The organism is Flavobacterium cheongpyeongense, assembly GCF_003202435.1.
Lineage (GTDB): Bacteria > Bacteroidota > Bacteroidia > Flavobacteriales > Flavobacteriaceae > Flavobacterium > Flavobacterium cheongpyeongense.
On the sequence record NZ_QJHK01000006.1, the window covers coordinates 163,766 to 181,626 of the forward strand.

Sequence of the window (17,861 nt, forward strand, 5' to 3'; positions counted from 1 at the left end):
AATTAATTTTTTATTTTAACGACAGGAACGAATTTCAAATAATCAAGGGTAAGGGCACTGGTTGATTTTGTCCCGCCTATAAGAGAAATCAGGCCACTACTGCCTGCGGTAGTATATTCAAACTCTCCTATTTCGACCTCTTCATAATTATTAAGCGGCACTATAACAATTGGAAACGTTTTCGTAATATTGACTAAAGGGAATCCTGTAGCAGCCTGATCTATTTTTCCGCCAATAGCTAATTGTTGTTCAAAAAGATTTGCCGTTCTGTCATTTATTGCTCTCCAGTAGATCTTGTATTTGGTACTAAACATATCATTTGCCTGATAAAACAGGCTGAATTTAGCCAGGTTAGGAAGTTCTACCATAATATCATTGTACAGACCATCTGGGTAGAGTGGGTTAGCGGGGCCTTTTTTATCCCGATAAAGTATCCTGCTTCGAACTCCATAATATCCTCCATTATTTTTTTCTCCTTGTATTATGGTAGTAACCAAACGTTTTTCCAATTTAACCTCGACTTTTTTCATGATGTAAATAATTCCGTTACTAAGCACAATTGGCTCACCTACAATCTGGGTTTTATCAACGTCAAATTCAACACCAAATCTCGATGTTAATGCAGCAGGCAGTTCATCTTTTGTATAGGCTTTTGGAAAGGCCATGTCCCTTACTGTAAAATATTTCGAGTAAATAGCAGTCGAATCTACTGCAGGATTATTAGATGGTTTAATCAGATAATCTTTCATTTTGGTTACTTCAGCATCGAAACCATCATTTTCCATTAAGAAAAGTGTGTAGGAATTCTTTTCGTTATTAAGATTATAAACATTTTTTAAATACGAATTTGATAATGAATCCGCAAGAAATCCCGGAACTGCAGTAGATTTAGCAATAGCATCAGCATTGTAAATACTAAATTCTTTCAGACTTAATAAATAATTACTCATTGCCGAAGTACCGGTCTGAGTATTGATATATTCCCAGATATTCAGTTTTGGAGCAAGTGCTTTATTGATGATATGATACACACCATTGGCAGTATAATGGTTTGGTGTAGTAATAGTTGCATCGCCTATTAGTGCACTTCCTTCGAATGTCAGGTATTTATCACTTAGCATTTTGATACGTTCTTCGTTTGTATTTCTGACAGATGAATAAGAAGTTAATGCAATATGGTTTTCAACAAATTTTTTAAGTGCTTCCGGGTTATTTAATATGGTTGTACTAACAGCTTTCAGTGCCTCGTTTGTAGGTACAAAAACAGTATAGGTTTTAGAGCCGGCCAATATTTTGTCATACCCGGTTTGAGTTAATAATTTACCAAATTCAGTTGTTTCCGGTGTACTGCTGATAGCTTCATTTAGTGTCTCATTTAGGTTTGCATCACCATTATCCCCTTTGTCATCCCACGGACTGGAACATGAAACCAATCCGAGTATGAGAATGACAAAAAGAAGTTTTTTATATTTTAATAAAGTCATTTTTACTTAATTAAGTTTGAAATTAGATTTTTGGTTTAATTCTGGAATTATGGAGTTGGAGGAGTGTAAAAACCATCTCCGCCTGAATCAAATTGTGGGTATAACTGATCCATATCTATAGGACGAAACTCGGCCACATCAAACCATGCCTGGGCAGAGAATGACGATTGGGATTGTAAGGTGAGTTTATGTCTTCCTGTAGTGATAATATCTACTGTGCCCACTAATCTGCAATTCATTTTGGTAGTATGAGGGTAAACATGACGTTTGTAGCCTTGCGACTCTAATACTCTTGCTTCTATACTGCTGAATTTGTTCCCGTTTTCGAGCATATTGATTTGTCTTGACATTTCTACTCCGTCGACAAACACTTTTACAAGTCCTACTTTTGTATCTTGTCCTCTGTAGGAAATCCATAATTTGTATTTTCCTTTTATAATGACCGGTGTGGTAAAAGTGATATTTTGACAATTTCCATCTCTGAAACGGTTTATTTCAAGACAATCACCGTGCCATCCAAAACCTACCGTTCCTCCTCTGGCAGCATCTTTAAAGTAAGTAATAGGATCATTATGATCCCAGGTAACATCTTTAAATAAAGTTTTTGCTAAGGATGTTTTAGGGGCTGCTCCGGGTATTCTGAAAACAGAGGTTAACTGTCTAAATTCATTTTGATCACAAAAATCAAAATAAACAGGTGACGGTAAGCGTTTTTTGATCGCAAAATTAGCTCCTACAAAATGCAATACACCGTTTGTAGCTGTAACATCACTTTTTTCTCTGGTAATAGCTACTCCCTTTTCTAATACACCATTAAAAACCTCTTCGTTTAATAAGATTACATCCTTATCAAGTTTTGCACTTATAACTTCAAGGGGAGCTTTGGTTTCCAGGGCAGGTGTTATTGCTAAATCTGCTAAATATTGTAATTTTGGTAAAATACGATAGCTCACAAATAAGTTTAGACTGTCTTTTGGATTTAAGGGCTCGTGCAAATGGCTATACTTTGTTTTCAATTCTTCAATATTGTTGATACCTGCTGTTTTGAAAGCTTCATTAGTCTGAGCCAAAACGGTCAGATAACTATCTATATCATTTTTTGTATAATCAATAGGTTTATTGAGTACATCATACCATCCTGTAATTTTTAGCGCCTCTGTAAACAAAGAAAGACTTTGATCTTGTTCAATAGTCTGTGCCAGTGTTTTATCAGCCACACGAAGTACTTTATCGATCACATGAATTACCCCGTTTCCTACTGGAACATTAGATTTAAGGATACTGGCTGTTTTATTAACAGTTGTACTGGATTCACCATTTTTATTTGTAGCACCGGTTACTAAAAACTGGCCGTATAAACTTGGTGTGGCTATTTTCCCATCAGTAAAAGATGTTGTATTTATTTTTTGGTTTAAGATGTGAAGCTTTACAACATTCTGTAAATCTGCCAACGGGACTTCTTTTAATGAATTGGCACCTACATCTTTTAAATACGCTTTCATCGCATCATTGGTAGGAAGAAATAAGGTGTAAGTTCCATAGGTATTCATAAATGGAGCATAATTTGTAATCTCCAGAGCTTCTAAAAACATAGAATAATCAGGAGTATCTCTTAAATAATCAGTAATGTTAAGAGTTTCGTCTGTACTTTCCTTAATTTTTTGCTCAGTGCAGTTTTGAAACACTAATGCAATCAAAAACACTAAAGTAAATCTCAAGAGGTCGGGTAATCTTAATAGTCTTTTCATGTCTTGTTTTTTTTATTTGTAGAATGGATTTTGTACAAGTTTTTTATTGGTATAAAGCTCGTAAGTATTAATAGGTAAATAATGGCTATTTGAGTCTTTTAATTTTGCGACAATGGACTGCTGTTGTTCAGGAGGTGCGCTTAAAAGAGCAGCATCAATTAAAATATCTAATCGTGCGTAATTGTTTCTTCTGGCATTACGAAGCATATCGAACCAGCGTTTGCCTTCAAATGCTAGTTCACGTGAACGCTCTGCTAATATATAATCTATAACTTCTTTTTTGTTATCATTACCAATAGACTCAGCAGTCAGTTCGATTGCATTATGTTGCAATCTGACATAATCTATAATTGCGACTGCTTCTGTTCCTCTGTTTAGTTCAGCAAGTGCTTCAGCCTGAAGCAGTAACACATCGGCATAGCGATATACAAACCAATGGGTATCTGCTTCCTGAAAATCTTTTCGGGTGTCGTTATCTAAACCTATATATTTATAAATTTCATTCGTTCCGGCTACCAAGGCAGTACGATCACCGCGAATATCTTTATTGGCAGGATTTTGAAAGTCAACCCCAAATACATCATCTAAAACTGTAGCTGAGGCCAAAAACTCTTGTCTAAAAGTTAATATATTATAAAATGGGCCTAAATTTGTTTTAGTATATTGAAATTCAAAAATACTTTCAATTGAGTTTCCTTTCGCAAAAACGGTATTAAACCAGCTGTTTTTTGAAGCTTTGATTAAACCAAATTTTCCGGATTTCACTATTTTGTCAGCTGCATCATAAGCTTCCTGAAAATTATCATTCCACAGATAAACATCTGCCAGCATTGCATTAATACTATAAACTGTAATACGTCCTTTATCAGAAGCAATGTCGCCATAACTTTCAACAGCGTACCCTTCTGCTAATTTTAGATCTTTGATAACCTGTTCAAATACATCTTTTTGAGGAGTAACTGGCAATTGAAAATTGTCTTCATCAGTAAGTGTTGCTGTTAATTTTAAAGGCACATCTTTAAAAGTACGAGCCAATGTAAAATACAAATAGGCTCTTATTGCCAAAGCTTCAGAAAGAAAATGATTTAACTGGACCTGTGTTAAAGTTGGATCTTTTTCTCTGACAGCAGGTGCAAGATCAATTATGGTATTACAATAATTAATGGTTCTGTAGAAGATAGCCCAATTAGTCAAATCATTTGAAGCCATAATATTAGAATTCATAATGTCTCTTTCGTCTTCGGTAACATTAGGCCCCGGGGCAATCATGTCGCCTCTTAATTCACCGTGCATAAATAAATATTGAGACATTGGCAAATCACGTACTCCAGGAGGTGAACTTAACAAAGAAGAATACATACCGATAACAGCGGCCTGAATGTCTTCTTTGGTTTTCCAAAACTCTTCACGGATAATTCCGTCCTGCGGACGTAAATCTAAGTAATCATCACATGATGTTACAGAGATAAACAGGGTAAAGATGGCTAGAATTGTTTTTATTTTAGTTTGCATAATTCAAATTTTAGTATTAGAAACGAATAGAAGCTCCTATCGTAACACGTTTTGTTGGCGGAGTACTGGAATTATCCTTTGCAATAGCAAATGGATCTCCGGATTTCATAGTTACCTCAGGATCCTGACCTCTATATTTAGTAAAGGTGATTAAATTATCAGCAGTTATGTAACAGCTTAAATCACCCAGTCTTAACTTTTTGATTAAATTTTTGCTAAAATTATAACTGAAGGTAACGGAACGAAGACGGGCAAAAGAAGCATCTTCAACATAACGGTCTGAACCTAACCAGTTATAACCAGCTCCATAAACAGCCCTTGGCATATTGGTTACATCACCCGGGTTGCGCCATCTGGATAAAACAGCAGTACTTTGGTTGCTGTATCCATACATATTAGTCGTTTTCATATCGGTTTCATTTACAACTTCATAGCCCACTCTGTATGTGAAATAAAGCAATAATCTGAATTGGTTATTAAAAGTTACTGTAGGACCAAAACCACCGGAGAATTTAGGATTACTATTTCCTAAATAAACGACATCCCGGCTATCAATATTTCCGTCATGGTTTACATCTTCGTATATGGCATCACCCGGCTGGAACACATAATTTGTAATTGGATAGTTGAAACGCATAAATACTTCTTCACCATTAGGGCCTACTATGGTATTGCCGCTGGCATCTTTAGCTTTAGTTGCATTAAGATCTGTATAGACTCCCTTAAAACGGTATCCGTAAAATGAACCGAAAGGATTACCTACCTGCAGAAAACGCTTGTATTCTCCATTTCTGTCTGTGTTTCCACTCTCACTAGGATAATATTCAGAGATTTCCTTAACAGTATTCTCATTACTTGAAATATTGAAATTAAAATCTACTTTCCATTTATTAGATTTGATAGGAGTAGTATTAAGAGCTATTTCGAAGCCTCTGTTCTGTAATGTTCCTACGTTCTGATCCACACTATTGTAGCCCGAAACGCTGCTTAATTGAAGATCGTCAAAAATCAGGTCTTCAGTAATGTTTTTGTACAAATCTACATCTAGTGTTACACGGTTTTTGAAAAGTTGTAAGTTGAAACCCAGGTTTAGACCTTTTAGGGTCTCCCAGCGAAGATTACTCAATTCGATATTAGAAGGGATGACCCCATTGAGACCTAAATACTGAGTGGCATAATTTGAATAGGTGTTGAAATAAGTGTAATCTGCTTTTGGAGCTCTTCCGGATTCCCCGTAACTCGCCCTGATACTCAAATCGTCAAGAAACGTAATATTTTTCATGAATGATTCACCTGAAACTCTCCAGCGACCGGATATTGAAGGGAAAAAACCATATCTGTTTTCGGGACCAAACTTAGAACTTCCGTCTCCACGTACACCTACATTAAGAATGTAACGATCTAATAAACCGTATTGTACACTCATTAAGCCACCAACAGTCCTGGCCTGACCATTATTGGTATATAAAAATAATTCAGAATTTTGAGTTCTTGAAGGAATTGATGGATCTGTCAATACAGACGAAGCTGTATTGGATGTCATGGATCGGTGTGTGGTATACATAAAATCATTGGTCTGCAATGATAATAATGTTTGCAAAGTTTGTTTTGCCCCAATATTTGGTGTCCAGATAAAGTTTGTTTTTGTTACAATATTAGATTCGTCACTATCGGCATCAGAGGCTCTGTTTACAGTGGTTTCAGTAAAAGGGCGTCCTGTTGCGTTTTGTGGTAAAAATGATTTGGTTTTTGTGCTTTTATAGTCAAATTGTAAATCAAAAGTCGAAATAAATATTTTAGGTATAATATCCACATTCACATTAAAATGGGGAGTTATACGATCCTGTACCTGATCGTTCGTAGCGTATTCAGCCATTGCCAGTGGATTATAAGTACTAGAATAAGTTCCTTGAATATTAAAAGCCGGAGAAAAATAATTTGGTGTAAGGTTTCCCATTTCATCATATTCATAGATACTCATATTTGGCATTTTAGTGAAGGCTACAGCACGCAAACGGTCTCCATCCTTAGCATCAAAACTATTTACATAATTTCGTTGCGTATTGGTATGCGTATAAGCGATATCGGTTCTGAATTTAATACGGTCAGAAACGATATAATCTAAATTTAATCTGGCATTTAATCTTTCCAGGCCAGTTCCTACTGTTACTCCTTTTTGTTTGTAGTAACCAACAGAACTAAAATATCGTGCTTTTTCTCCCCCTCCCTGTAAAGAAAGGTTGTGTTCATGGGTTAAACCTGTTTGCGAAATAGCACCTACCCAGTCTGTATTTTGCCCGTAATTTTTATAGTTATAAACATCAATAGGGTCATATTGAAATTCTTTAACTTGATAGGTATTCAATGGTACTCCGTTTCTGTTCATATATTCTTCAGGAATTAATTGAGAATACTGATCCCCACTTAACATTGGAATAGTAGAAGGCAATTTAGAATAAGTTGATTTATACGTGTAAGAGATTTTAGGAGCACTCACGCCTCCACGTTTAGTAGTAATTAATAACACTCCGCTGGCAGCACGTGATCCCCACATTGCAGTTGCAGCTGCATCTTTTAAAACGGTGATGCTTTCAATATCTGTAGGGGCAATATTCAATAAAGCAGAATAACTTTCTGAATCTGCTGTACCGAAGTTAAAATCATCCGGAACAGCCGTTTCATAAGGCATTCCATCCACAACAATCAAAGGATCCGAAGATCCGGAAATAGAAGAAGTTCCTCGAATTCTGATTTGCATCCCTGCTCCCGGATCACCACTGGTAGCTGTGATGTCTACACCAGCCAGACGTCCTTGTAAGGCTTCATCAATAGTAGGAGCTTGTGTATAGGCTAAATCTGCTGCATTTATAGAAACAGAACTGGTCGTTCTGTTTCGGTCATCAATTTTCATTAAACCATTGTCAGATTTTTTTGTGCTGGTAACAACTACCTCAGTTAATGATTCTACAGTAGAGACAAGTGCAATTTTAATTGATTCCCTACCTTTAATTTCAATGCGCTGAGACTTATATCCTATTGTAGAAATGAATAATTTATTATTTGGATCTTTAACACGTATGGCAAAATTTCCATCAATATCTGTTATGGCACCGGAAACAGTACGGTTTTCAGAATCCTGTTCTGCAATTGTTGCTCCGGGAATGCTTAGTTTATCACTTGAGTCAATAACCTGACCACGAACTAAAAAAGTTTTATTTGCTTGTTGCGCCAAAGCTGGAAAAGCAGCTAGTAGCACTAGGGCAAAAGTACAACTGTAAAATATATTTGTAATTTTTTGTCTCATTTTATTGTTGATATGTAAGATAGTTATCTACTAAATGAATTAAAGATCTGTCTGCCAGATTATTGCTTTGTGCAGGTATGTAATGAGCCCAGTTTAAATACGAATCCCTGAAAGACAAAGTCCCTGGAGTACTTTGAACCAGAACATAGATTTTTTCGCCAAAACCATCTTTTTTTAGCGTTTCAAACTCCCCGGTTGTCAATCCATCATCAGAAGCTGTTTTATTTACTAAAATATGAGCTTTAATAAAGTCTGTAACTAAATCCTTATCAGGTTGAAGAGTTGGTGAAACAGATGTAGGTAAGGCACCTTTTGTTACTGCCTTTGCAATTGCAGCATTATTTGGGATTACAAAAGTGTAAGAAGTCCCTAACTCAACTCCCTGAATTTTACCCGTAACAGCATCATACAGAGAAGAATTTTTGAGGTAATTAAAGAAAGAAAGATACTGAGAATTAGCCGTTTCAGATAAGCGTTTTATTTTTAATCCCTGCATTTCCTCACTATACTGAAGTAAATTATCAACATAATACGTTCTGCCATTTTGCTGATCTTCGTAACCAACAATTCCAACTGGCACACCACCTGTTACTTCATTTCCTGCAGCATATAATTTATTGTTGTTCCATTTGATATATTCACCAGGCAGGTCAATATCTCCTGAACGAATAATTCCTGAGCCGGACAAATCATTTAACTCCCCGTTTGGAGTTTGTACTATTCCATTATACAGGATACGCAATAAACGGGCGCGGGCAATGGCACTTGTGGCAGATGCTCCCCCAACTGCGGGATTAACATATGTCCATGTTGAAAGAGTGGCATTATATCCAAATCCCATCTCCGTAAGTTTCGCATCCGACGGTAAGAACAGGGTATATTTTGTATTGATATTACTAATCATTTCCTTTAGTCCGGACCCATCATTCATTATTCTGGTAGCCATAGTAAATTTTGGATCTAAATATGCCGAAGTATAAACACTGTAAAACAAATTCGATTTTTGAATTTTATTAGTACCGTAAAAGAATCCGTTGCTGAGTATTTTAGCTTCAACAATGTCACTATTAAAATTAAATCTTAAATTTTCGTTCAGAGCATTGCTGTAAGCGGGTCCTTTAGATGGCCAAACAGCATTTTGAACCATATGGGCATTAATAAAATCCCGAAAAATGTATTGTGGAAGTACATTTAGGGAAGTATAATTTTTGAGTAATACCTTGTCTATAAATTCTTGTAAAGGTCCATTTTCAGGAACTAACATCGTATAAAAATCACTTTGACCGTCATTATCAGCCTGTTTTAAATAATTCTCATTATTTGGAGAAAATGACAAAGTAGGATCATAAAATTTAATGTAAACATTATCTGATTTTCCAGTGTAATTACGATATGTGTTTGTAACATCCTGATTAAAGTAGTAAGAAACCAGTCCATGATCTTCCAGTAATTCACGAAACTTACTATATTTTGGGTTTTGTTGTAAATATTGCTCAAGTGTTGGTAACGGAAGATTTACTTTATTAACTTCATGAATAATTCCATTTTCAGCAACAATATCAGCTTGGGTAACTTTAGAATCCATAACATTAAATCCGGAGTATTGCGCATTAGGATAGAAATAATTAAAATCGACAGCACTTAAGCTTTTTGCTGCGAAATGCTCATCTGTAAAATAACTGATATATTTATTGTTGTTGTCTCCAATAGCATAAGCTCCATTACGATTGGCACCCACGATCACTTTAGATTCTCCATTAATTGTTTTATTTACGAATCCGTCATAATACGCAGTCCTTCTTCTAAAAGCATTATCAGTTACCCATCCTGTTGCAGATTGGTAGTCTGACAGCTGCTCGGTACGGAAGGCATTGTATATAAGGGCATATCTGACAATTTTTGCTGCAGTTTCAGCATCAATTTTATTTACATCTGTTATTCCTTGTTCCTGAAAATACTTAGTAAAAGCCTCGTCATTAGGTGCCATCATAGTCCAATAACCTGCTTTGCCTAAAATGTCTTTATATCCGGCTTTTTCTATTAAAACCAAAAGATTTTTAAAATTCCCAAGGGATTCAAGTCGCTGGTAGATAGGAGGTTCCAGGGAGTCTGGTCGCTCATAGTAATCATCATAAGCATCCTTGCTGCAACTTGACAGAAGGATTAAAAATGAAAAGACAAGTAATTGGTGTATTTTTTTCTTCATTTCTGGTTAGTTTATTATAGTTGAAAGGCTAGTTAGTTTTAACTTTTTTTTAGTAAATATTGATATGTCAAACGTAAAAGGTTATGTTGCTAATTCTATCCTGTACTATCCTGCTTTTTTTATTATGTGTTTTTATTGTTTGAATTAAATATTGATACTATAATATATGTGTTAATATTTTATAAATACATAAAATATAGGATTTGTGAGGGATTGAATCAAGCTTGATATAAGGGGGAAGAGATAATTAACACATAAAAAAAAACTATTTATTTAACAAAAAAAGGTTAAAAATAATAGTTAAATTCATGATTAATAAAAAGATGAGGTCTTCTTTTTTAATGAAAATCAGGATGCAATCTCTGTGTTAATGCAATGAAAAAATGAAGTTGTTTTTTAAGTTTAAGAAATAATTGTAACTATTTTACAAACGGGGGCATTTTAACATTTTTTATGTTAAATAAGTTAATTAAAATAAAGAATTGCATGTAGCTTCTGAAAATTCTGGTATGGTATATTTTTTATATTAATTACAAAAGCTATGGAGAATACGCTCCCTCTTTTAAAGAATAAAGATGTAACAGAAACAATTCAACAGATCATGGTTAATGCTGAACTCATTGTTAGTGAATTTTGATTAAAAAAATAACAAGTTTTGAGATTATATTAAATAGAATCTCTAATTTTATTGTTAATCCTGAACTTCAGGAGATAATTTAAAAGAAGTAAAACCCCAGTGTTTTCATGAACCAGATTAATAATGATTTGATTAATTATTTCAAAAGAATCATTTTAGTTTCTGAGTTAAAATTAACTTCTATGGAGTCTTTGTATTTTTTTTTGACGATAATGCCATTTTGAGGTTCATTAAGTTTTAATTTGTATAATTTAGAATCTATTTTCAGTAATACTAATTCCCTATCTTTCGATTTTAGGTATCCATAATATTGCAGTGTAGGCCAGCTAAGATTTGACTTAGGTTTTTGAACCGTCTGAACCGTTGTTTTTTTAATAAGAGTATAATGGGGTGGTTTTTGGATAGCAACAGTATTCTGAAATTGTTTATTCAGAAAGGGATCCCGATTTATTTTTTCCAGATCAAATGTATCTTTATTGATTTGTTTAATTGATGCATTGTACTTTTGATCCTGTGTTGCATTAATAATTTTACTGTCTGAAAACTGGCGGTACAGTGTTCTGTAGCCAATAGTGCCCCATAGTCCTAAGACAAACAGAATAAGTATTATATTAATTTTCTTTTTCGCCATTTTAATTTAAAGTAAATTTAAATGCAGCACTGTTAGTACCAACATTCCCTGCTCCATCGATAGCTCTTACTCTCCAATAATATATTCCTGTAGCTGTAAATGTTTTTTGAAGTGTTGTTGAATTACTGTTTTGTGTTTGAACATTAGTATTAAAATCACTATCATTTGCAAATTCTACTATATAGGAAACGGGAGATTTAGAAATACCGATATCTGTAGCGATACTCCAGGTAAATGTAATATTCAGATTTGATGTTTGTTTAAAATCGTCTGTAGGTGATGTATTTTTTGGCTGATTAGGAATTGTGGTGTCAATATTAAATTTGCGTGAAGCATACTTTTTAGTTTCACTTTCATCATTTTTGGCTGTTAATTGCCATTCGTAACTGCCTTCTTCTAAAGAGGTTAAATCCAGCGTTAATGACTTTACAGTCAAATCAGGTTTGGCATATACTTCAAGACCAGTTGTTGCGTTGACGATTTTCAAGTTATAAGTAGTCGCATTTGCAAGTAATTCCCAAACAAGAGGAATGTTGATGTGATTAAAAAATTTATTGTTTTCGGGACTCGATAAAACAACTTTTTGGTTGGTTAAATCATCAGGAATAACGGTTGAAAAATTAGAGTTAGATGAGTAAAGAGATTCATAAGCATAATTTTCTCCTCTTACACTCCAGCTATAACTTCCTGTCTCTAAGGGTAAGGTTAAATTGGTACTGGCAGTTAATGAATCAAGTAATAAAATCTCGTCTTCATATATTTGAATCCTATATTTATCAGCTCCTTTAAGGCTTGACCATTTAAAATTCACAACATTACTTTCTATGGTTGTATTTTCTGTTGGGGAAATAAGCTGAACAGTATTGTCACTGATGTCTTCTTCAAGGATATCATCACACGAATAAGTAAGGATTGATAATGCAATCAACAGTAATTTATTTATTGTTTTCATAGTTTTGAAAAATCATTTTTAGATGTAAAATTTCAGATTTGTTATTTTTTTTTATAGTGTAAAAATTCATACTTACAATTCTGGAAAGATTAAATTTCTTTTCAAAATCATAGGCGAGAGAGAGCAGTTGATTACTGTTTCCGGTTACATCCAGCTGATTGGTAATAATATGATAATCATCTTCAGGAAAATCGTGTATAGGTTTTAGGTCACTTATGGAAACGCCAGGGGCATTTTCTGAGGCAAAACTTACTATGCCTTGCTGTACCATTTCTTTGGTCGTTCCTTCTTTGCCAATGATTTTATCTAAATAGGCAATATCTTTGGTTAAACCATCTGTGTTCTTTGCTTTTTTGTTGATGTCATCAGCTTTTTTTGATAGTGTTCGATATTCGTGAACTACATCAAATAAAGTATGAAATGATCTTTTGTAGGCTGTTATGGACAGAATACAAAATAGCACACCTAAGGCATAAAATTTTTGTTTATACGAATAGTTTTCAAACATCTTTCAGGGTTATTTTTATTTCAAAAACGGATTTGTTTTTCTTGTCTTTTTTTAAGCTGATAATTTCAAAGCGTTGTAACCAGTTCATCTTTTTTAAATCGTCCAGCCAGTTATTAAAGGACTCTTCCTGAAAAGTTTCTCCTCTTATGATAATGGTTTTGGTTTCAAAAAAAGCTTTTTTATTTTCTTTGTATTCTTCTTTTAGCGGAATGATATTTAATTCATTTAAAGAAATATTTGAGGGTATCGATTTGATGATTTCGTACCCGTAGTAAGAAAGAAATTTAGAGGATAAAACTCCTGACTCTTTTAATATGTTGAGTTTTCTTTCTTTTTGGGCTTCTAAATCCAATATCAATTGATAGGACTGGTTTGAGTATACGGTCTGTAGATTCAATTCGGAATTTTTTGTTCCATAATACTGAATCATAAAATAACTGATTAATAGTGTTGTTAGAAAACCAGCTAATATTGCTACTCCAAAATATCCAAAAGCTTTCTTATAAATTAATTCTTCGCTGTTTAAAGTTGAGTTTGTTGTTTTTGAAACTTCTTTTGGTTTAACAAAAAAATGAATAATAGCACCATATAAAGGTAAAAAGGTATTGGAAACAGTTTCATCGGCAATCTTGTAATTTATTGTTTTAACCTCTTCATTTTGTTTACTGAAACTAAGAAGCCTTTCATTTTCAAATTCTAATCGTAAATCATTTGAAAATAAGGTATCTTTTTTTAGAACATTATTAAGTAAGGCTGATAAAAAAGAACCAATGTAAACATCAATCACCTGAAAACCTTTTTTTTGAAATTTTGAAATGGTTTCCTCAACAATGTTTTTTCTGCAGAAACTGATGAAATTAGATTTAAGTCCTTTTAAATCAGTAAAATAAATGGCGTTATGGTCAATATTTTTTTGCCAGTTTACATCTGTTTCATTATTATAATCGATTTCCTTATTCAGGACGCCTTTGCCTTCTACGACAATTAAAAGAGGCAGTTTTTTATCTGCGGCTCTGCTCAGTTCTTCAAGGGTTTCAAAAGTTTGTTTATCGACTATAGAAATCTTGTTTGCTTTTTTTTTAATAGTCAGCAAATTATAAATATCATAATCTTCTTTTTTGATTACACCAACAACATTTAAGTCGTTTATTTTTATGAATTTAGATAGAGTTGCTAACATTAATAAATAACCGTTGGTTTAATAAAAATATGAAGTTTAGAATCATTTTTCCCTTTTTTTCTACTGCTAAAAAACCATTTGATGATAGGGATTCTTGATATTAGGGGAGTTCCGGTTCCTGTGTTTTCTTTTTTCAATTCGTCTAAACCACCCAGTAAAATCATTTCACCGTTTTTAACCCTTACTAAAGACTCAAATTTTTGAGTAGCTTTTCCGGGAGGGGCATCTTCACCGGCTCTGGCTAAGAAAGAACTTTTTTCTACAGCAATAGTCAATGTTACGTTTTCATCGGTAGAAACGTATGGTTTTATCGATACACTTAAATTAGCATCTGTAGATTTCCATGTTCCGGAATTTAAGATATCATTTCCAATGTTACTATTTATTAAACGGTTATTTTGTTCAAAATAATAACTGGTTTCTCCAATTGATAGTTTTGCTTCGTGTCCGCTTATTGTGGCTATTTTAGGAGTGGATTCAACTTTTAATGCCGAATTACTTTCCAGGAGCTTCAAATTAAGATAAAATGATTCTGTTACTTTTCCTAATTTAAAAAGGCCGAAACCATTAAAAGCATCAATTAAGCTATTTACAGAAGTTCCGTTTAAAGTCATATCAGAATTAGGAAATAATACTCCGCCAGTCTGAACCGAATTTATTTTGTCTAAGCCAGCTTTCATTCCGGTCTGAATTTCATATGATTTGTTGTACTGCACAATAATGACTTCAATTTGCACCATCGGGACAACCTTATCAATTTGTTTGATATATACTTTTAATTCTTCCAGTATAGATCTTGATCCGGAAACAATTAATCCGTTTAATTCTGTGAATTCTTTTATTTCTAATTTTTCCGAAAAAACTTTTGGCAGCGAATTGATTATGGATTCAATCGATCTGTTTTCTAACTGAATCATTTCGGTTATTCTTAATCCTTCCGTAGCTTCCTCACCAATTAAATATAAATTATCCTGTTTTTTAAAAGTATATTTTTTCCCTTTAAAGATATTTGCCAGCAACTCATCAAAAGTGATATTGTCTGCAGAAAGCGTAGTTTTTTCGTTTTCGGGCTTATTGTATAAAAAATAATTGATGTGGAGTTTTTCGGCCGCTTCGGTTAATAAATCAGAAGCATCGGCCATGTATGCATTTACTTGTAAAAAACCATTTTTATTGACGTTTACTTCATAAAAACCAGGAACACCGAGGCCTACCTTTGGCTGTTTCGTTTTAGTATTGCTGTTTAATGTATTTATATTGGCAATTGTATTTTTTTGTATAAAGTAGAATCCGTTATCATCTTTAACAGCCGATAAATCGTTTGCTTTTGCCATCATTTCAATCACCTGATCAAAAGGACGATTTAAAATATAAGAAGAAATCCGGATGTTTTTGATATCCTGTGCCAGGATCAGATTTTTTTCGGATTTATCAATAATCGCTTTTGCCACAGCAGAAAGAGTATCATTTTCCACTTTTACTGATAAAAAGTCATTTTGAGAATTGTAAGTAACATCTATAATTTTAGGCAGCTTTTTGGGAACGACAGTTGTAATTTTTCTCTTTTTGAAGACTATGATATTATTCATGAAAGATACTTCAAGATCATATTTTTGAGTAAGATGAATGAAAACATCTTTAACCGTAACATCAAAAAAATTATTGGATACCGGCTGGCTAAGTTCTATATCTACATCAATGTTCAGCTGATGTTCTTCGGCTATTGAAGAAATAAAATCATGTAGTGTAAGCCCTGAAACATCAATTTTAATAGTCTCGTTTAATCCTTTTTTTTGTATTGATAGTTCGTCAAATTTCCTGCCTAATTCAACTATATCTTGTTGTGCTACAAGAATATTGGTAAAAAATAACGCAGTTAGTACGAAAAGAACCTGTTTAAGCATTTATTTATATGTTTATTAAAATTGAATATATTTCTTCCAGAGAAGTTTCTCCGATTGCTAAAATCTCAAATGCTTTTTCGGGCAGAGATTTATAGCTCTTGTCATTACTATATAATTTGGTAATCGTGTTATTTTTGATTGCTTCGGCAATTTTGTTGTCAATATTTAATATTTCATAAATTGCTGTTCTCCCTTTATAGCCTGTATGAAAACATTGATTACAACCCACCGGTTTGTAATAGGATGAAATTTCGTAGGGAAATTTAAAATTCATCGGAAAGTCTTTAGGATTGATTGGCGTTTGTTTTTTACAATTTTCACAAAGTTTTCGAACAAGTCGCTGGGCAACAGATAAATTTAAGGTTTCGGCAATTAAGTAGGAGGGAACCCCCATATCAATTAGCCTTGATATTGTTCCTATTGCTGAATTAGTGTGAATAGTTGACAAGACCAAATGTCCTGTCAATGAAGCACGTATTGCCATAAGAGCAGTTTCTGAGTCACGAATTTCTCCCAACATGATTACATCAGGATCCTGACGTAAAAATGACTTTAAAGCAGAAGAAAACGTTAGACCAATATCTTCCTTGAGCTGTACCTGATTAATTCCTTTTAAAGTGTATTCAATAGGATCTTCAACGGTTACAATATTTCTTCGGCTGTCATTGAGTAATCGTAAAGTTGCATAAAGTGTAGTGGTTTTTCCTGAACCGGTTGGACCGCTTATCAAAATGATTCCGTTTGGTTTTTTTACCGCTTCAAGATAGCTTTCTAATTCTTCTTTTTGAAGTCCTAAAGTGCTCAGGTCTATATTTGAAGCATCCTGCCCCAAAAGACGCATTACTATTTTTTCTCCAAATAATGTTGGCAAAATAGAAACCCTGATATCAAATGATTCATTGGTAATTCTTCCGTCTTGCGGAAGCCTTTTTTCGGTAATATTTAATTTAGCTTTTATTTTGACCTTATTGACTAGTTCAAGATAATTATCCCGTTCTATTTTATAACGTTCAATCAGTTGTCCATCAATCCTGAAACGAATTCGGGATGAATCTTCATAAACTTCAAAATGAATATCGCTACATTTTAAAGATTTTGCTTCGGTAAGCAGGTTTTCAAGAAAATCGCCCTTATCTACATTTAAGGATTTGTTCGAACTTAACGCTCTTTCCTTTCGATAATATATAGACAATGCTTTTTCTATTTCGGCTGCATTTATGGGATGAAAAACAATGTTTTTTCCTAAAAATAATTCTAATTCCTCCTTGGCATCTTCGCTATTATTAGAAGCATCAACATATAATTCCAAATTGTTTTCAAATAATGCTTTAGGCAAAACGCGGTACTGGTTTGCTAAATCATTAGAAACAGTATGTTGGATTTCAGGAAGAATTTTGATTTCTTGTGTCATTATAATAAAGTGATTTTTTGAAAATCAATAAAGTTGTCTTTCAACAGTATAATGAATAAAAATAATGCTGAAAATCCTGCTAACGGAACAGTTTCTTCTTTAATAAACTTTTTTAATCCCAATTGCATTAAAATCGCAAATAACATGGATAAAATAAAATATAAAATATAATTTTTCAATAAAAATAGTGGAGTTATGGCTATATAGAATAACAAATCACCCAATCCAAAATAATTTTCAAACGGGTTCAGGAATTTTTTCGTTTTCAAACTCATATAAAGTGTTAATATGCCTAAAGTGATAAAGAAGAAACCTGTATTTAAAAGTAATATTTCTACTAGATCATATTTTTTTAAAGGAACTACAAGAAAGGATATACTAAAG

At 33.5% G+C, this 17,861-nt stretch carries 12 protein-coding genes; all 12 read right to left on the reverse strand.

From position 1 onward, the window contains the following. Positions 1 to 2: 2 nt before the first annotated feature. A complete protein-coding gene (locus tag DMB65_RS09320; RefSeq protein WP_110306379.1) occupies positions 3 to 1,484 on the reverse strand; it encodes a fasciclin domain-containing protein in 1,482 nt (493 codons plus the stop codon). A gap of 47 nt (positions 1,485 to 1,531) precedes the next feature. Beyond that, positions 1,532 to 3,232 (reverse strand): fasciclin domain-containing protein, encoded by a 1,701-nt coding sequence (locus DMB65_RS09325; RefSeq protein WP_110306380.1) that lies wholly within the window; start codon positions 3,230 to 3,232, stop codon positions 1,532 to 1,534. A 12-nt stretch (positions 3,233 to 3,244) separates the two neighbouring features. Beyond that, positions 3,245 to 4,744, reverse strand: coding sequence for a RagB/SusD family nutrient uptake outer membrane protein (locus tag DMB65_RS09330; protein ID WP_110306381.1), 1,500 nt, complete (start codon positions 4,742 to 4,744; stop codon positions 3,245 to 3,247). 16 nt (positions 4,745 to 4,760) lie between these two features. Then, entirely contained in the window at positions 4,761 to 8,048 is a 3,288-nt protein-coding gene (locus tag DMB65_RS09335; protein ID WP_110306382.1) for a SusC/RagA family TonB-linked outer membrane protein, read from the reverse strand. Position 8,049: 1 nt separating this feature from the next. Next, positions 8,050 to 10,254: a fasciclin domain-containing protein gene (locus tag DMB65_RS09340; RefSeq protein WP_110306383.1), complete on the reverse strand. Its 2,205-nt coding sequence runs from the start codon at positions 10,252 to 10,254 to the stop codon at positions 8,050 to 8,052. A 773-nt stretch (positions 10,255 to 11,027) separates the two neighbouring features. Beyond that, the gene (locus DMB65_RS09345) at positions 11,028 to 11,522 is read right to left on the reverse strand and encodes a hypothetical protein (RefSeq protein WP_110306384.1); all 495 of its coding nucleotides are present in this window, start codon (positions 11,520 to 11,522) and stop codon (positions 11,028 to 11,030) included. 1 nt (position 11,523) lies between these two features. Next, positions 11,524 to 12,474, reverse strand: coding sequence for a hypothetical protein (locus DMB65_RS09350; RefSeq protein ID WP_110306385.1), 951 nt, complete (start codon positions 12,472 to 12,474; stop codon positions 11,524 to 11,526). Then, the gene (pilO, locus tag DMB65_RS09355) at positions 12,458 to 12,982 is read right to left on the reverse strand and encodes a type 4a pilus biogenesis protein PilO (RefSeq protein ID WP_110306386.1); all 525 of its coding nucleotides are present in this window, start codon (positions 12,980 to 12,982) and stop codon (positions 12,458 to 12,460) included. The genes DMB65_RS09350 and pilO overlap by 17 nt, the downstream gene beginning before the upstream one ends. Continuing rightward, positions 12,975 to 14,162, reverse strand: a complete 1,188-nt coding sequence (locus tag DMB65_RS09360; protein ID WP_110306387.1) for a hypothetical protein — start codon at positions 14,160 to 14,162, stop codon at positions 12,975 to 12,977. Before DMB65_RS09360 ends, pilO begins: the two co-directional genes overlap by 8 nt. After that, the gene (locus tag DMB65_RS09365) at positions 14,162 to 16,066 is read right to left on the reverse strand and encodes a type II secretion system protein GspD (RefSeq protein WP_110306388.1); all 1,905 of its coding nucleotides are present in this window, start codon (positions 16,064 to 16,066) and stop codon (positions 14,162 to 14,164) included. The genes DMB65_RS09360 and DMB65_RS09365 overlap by 1 nt, the downstream gene beginning before the upstream one ends. Before the next feature lie 4 nt (positions 16,067 to 16,070). Further along, the gene (locus DMB65_RS09370; protein ID WP_110306389.1) at positions 16,071 to 17,477 is read right to left on the reverse strand and encodes a GspE/PulE family protein; all 1,407 of its coding nucleotides are present in this window, start codon (positions 17,475 to 17,477) and stop codon (positions 16,071 to 16,073) included. Next, on the reverse strand, positions 17,477 to 17,746 hold the full coding sequence (locus tag DMB65_RS09375; protein WP_123955308.1) for a hypothetical protein: 270 nt from the start codon (positions 17,744 to 17,746) through the stop codon (positions 17,477 to 17,479). Before DMB65_RS09375 ends, DMB65_RS09370 begins: the two co-directional genes overlap by 1 nt. Between the last annotated feature and the right edge of the window lie 115 nt (positions 17,747 to 17,861).

Bases quoted from the DNA above. Each gene is read 5' to 3' on its own strand.
- DMB65_RS09340 (WP_110306383.1), bottom strand. From the start codon at position 10,254: ATGAAGAAAAAAATACACCAATTACTTGTCTTTTCATTTTTAATCCTT.
- DMB65_RS09325 (WP_110306380.1), bottom strand. From the start codon at position 3,232: ATGAAAAGACTATTAAGATTACCCGACCTCTTGAGATTTACTTTAGTG.
- DMB65_RS09320 (WP_110306379.1), bottom strand. From the start codon at position 1,484: ATGACTTTATTAAAATATAAAAAACTTCTTTTTGTCATTCTCATACTC.
- DMB65_RS09335 (WP_110306382.1), bottom strand. From the start codon at position 8,048: ATGAGACAAAAAATTACAAATATATTTTACAGTTGTACTTTTGCCCTA.
- DMB65_RS09350 (WP_110306385.1), bottom strand. From the start codon at position 12,474: ATGAAAACAATAAATAAATTACTGTTGATTGCATTATCAATCCTTACT.
- DMB65_RS09365 (WP_110306388.1), bottom strand. From the start codon at position 16,066: ATGCTTAAACAGGTTCTTTTCGTACTAACTGCGTTATTTTTTACCAAT.
- DMB65_RS09330 (WP_110306381.1), bottom strand. From the start codon at position 4,744: ATGCAAACTAAAATAAAAACAATTCTAGCCATCTTTACCCTGTTTATC.
- DMB65_RS09360 (WP_110306387.1), bottom strand. From the start codon at position 14,162: ATGTTAGCAACTCTATCTAAATTCATAAAAATAAACGACTTAAATGTT.
- pilO (WP_110306386.1), bottom strand. From the start codon at position 12,982: ATGTTTGAAAACTATTCGTATAAACAAAAATTTTATGCCTTAGGTGTG.
- DMB65_RS09345 (WP_110306384.1), bottom strand. From the start codon at position 11,522: ATGGCGAAAAAGAAAATTAATATAATACTTATTCTGTTTGTCTTAGGA.
- DMB65_RS09370 (WP_110306389.1), bottom strand. From the start codon at position 17,477: ATGACACAAGAAATCAAAATTCTTCCTGAAATCCAACATACTGTTTCT.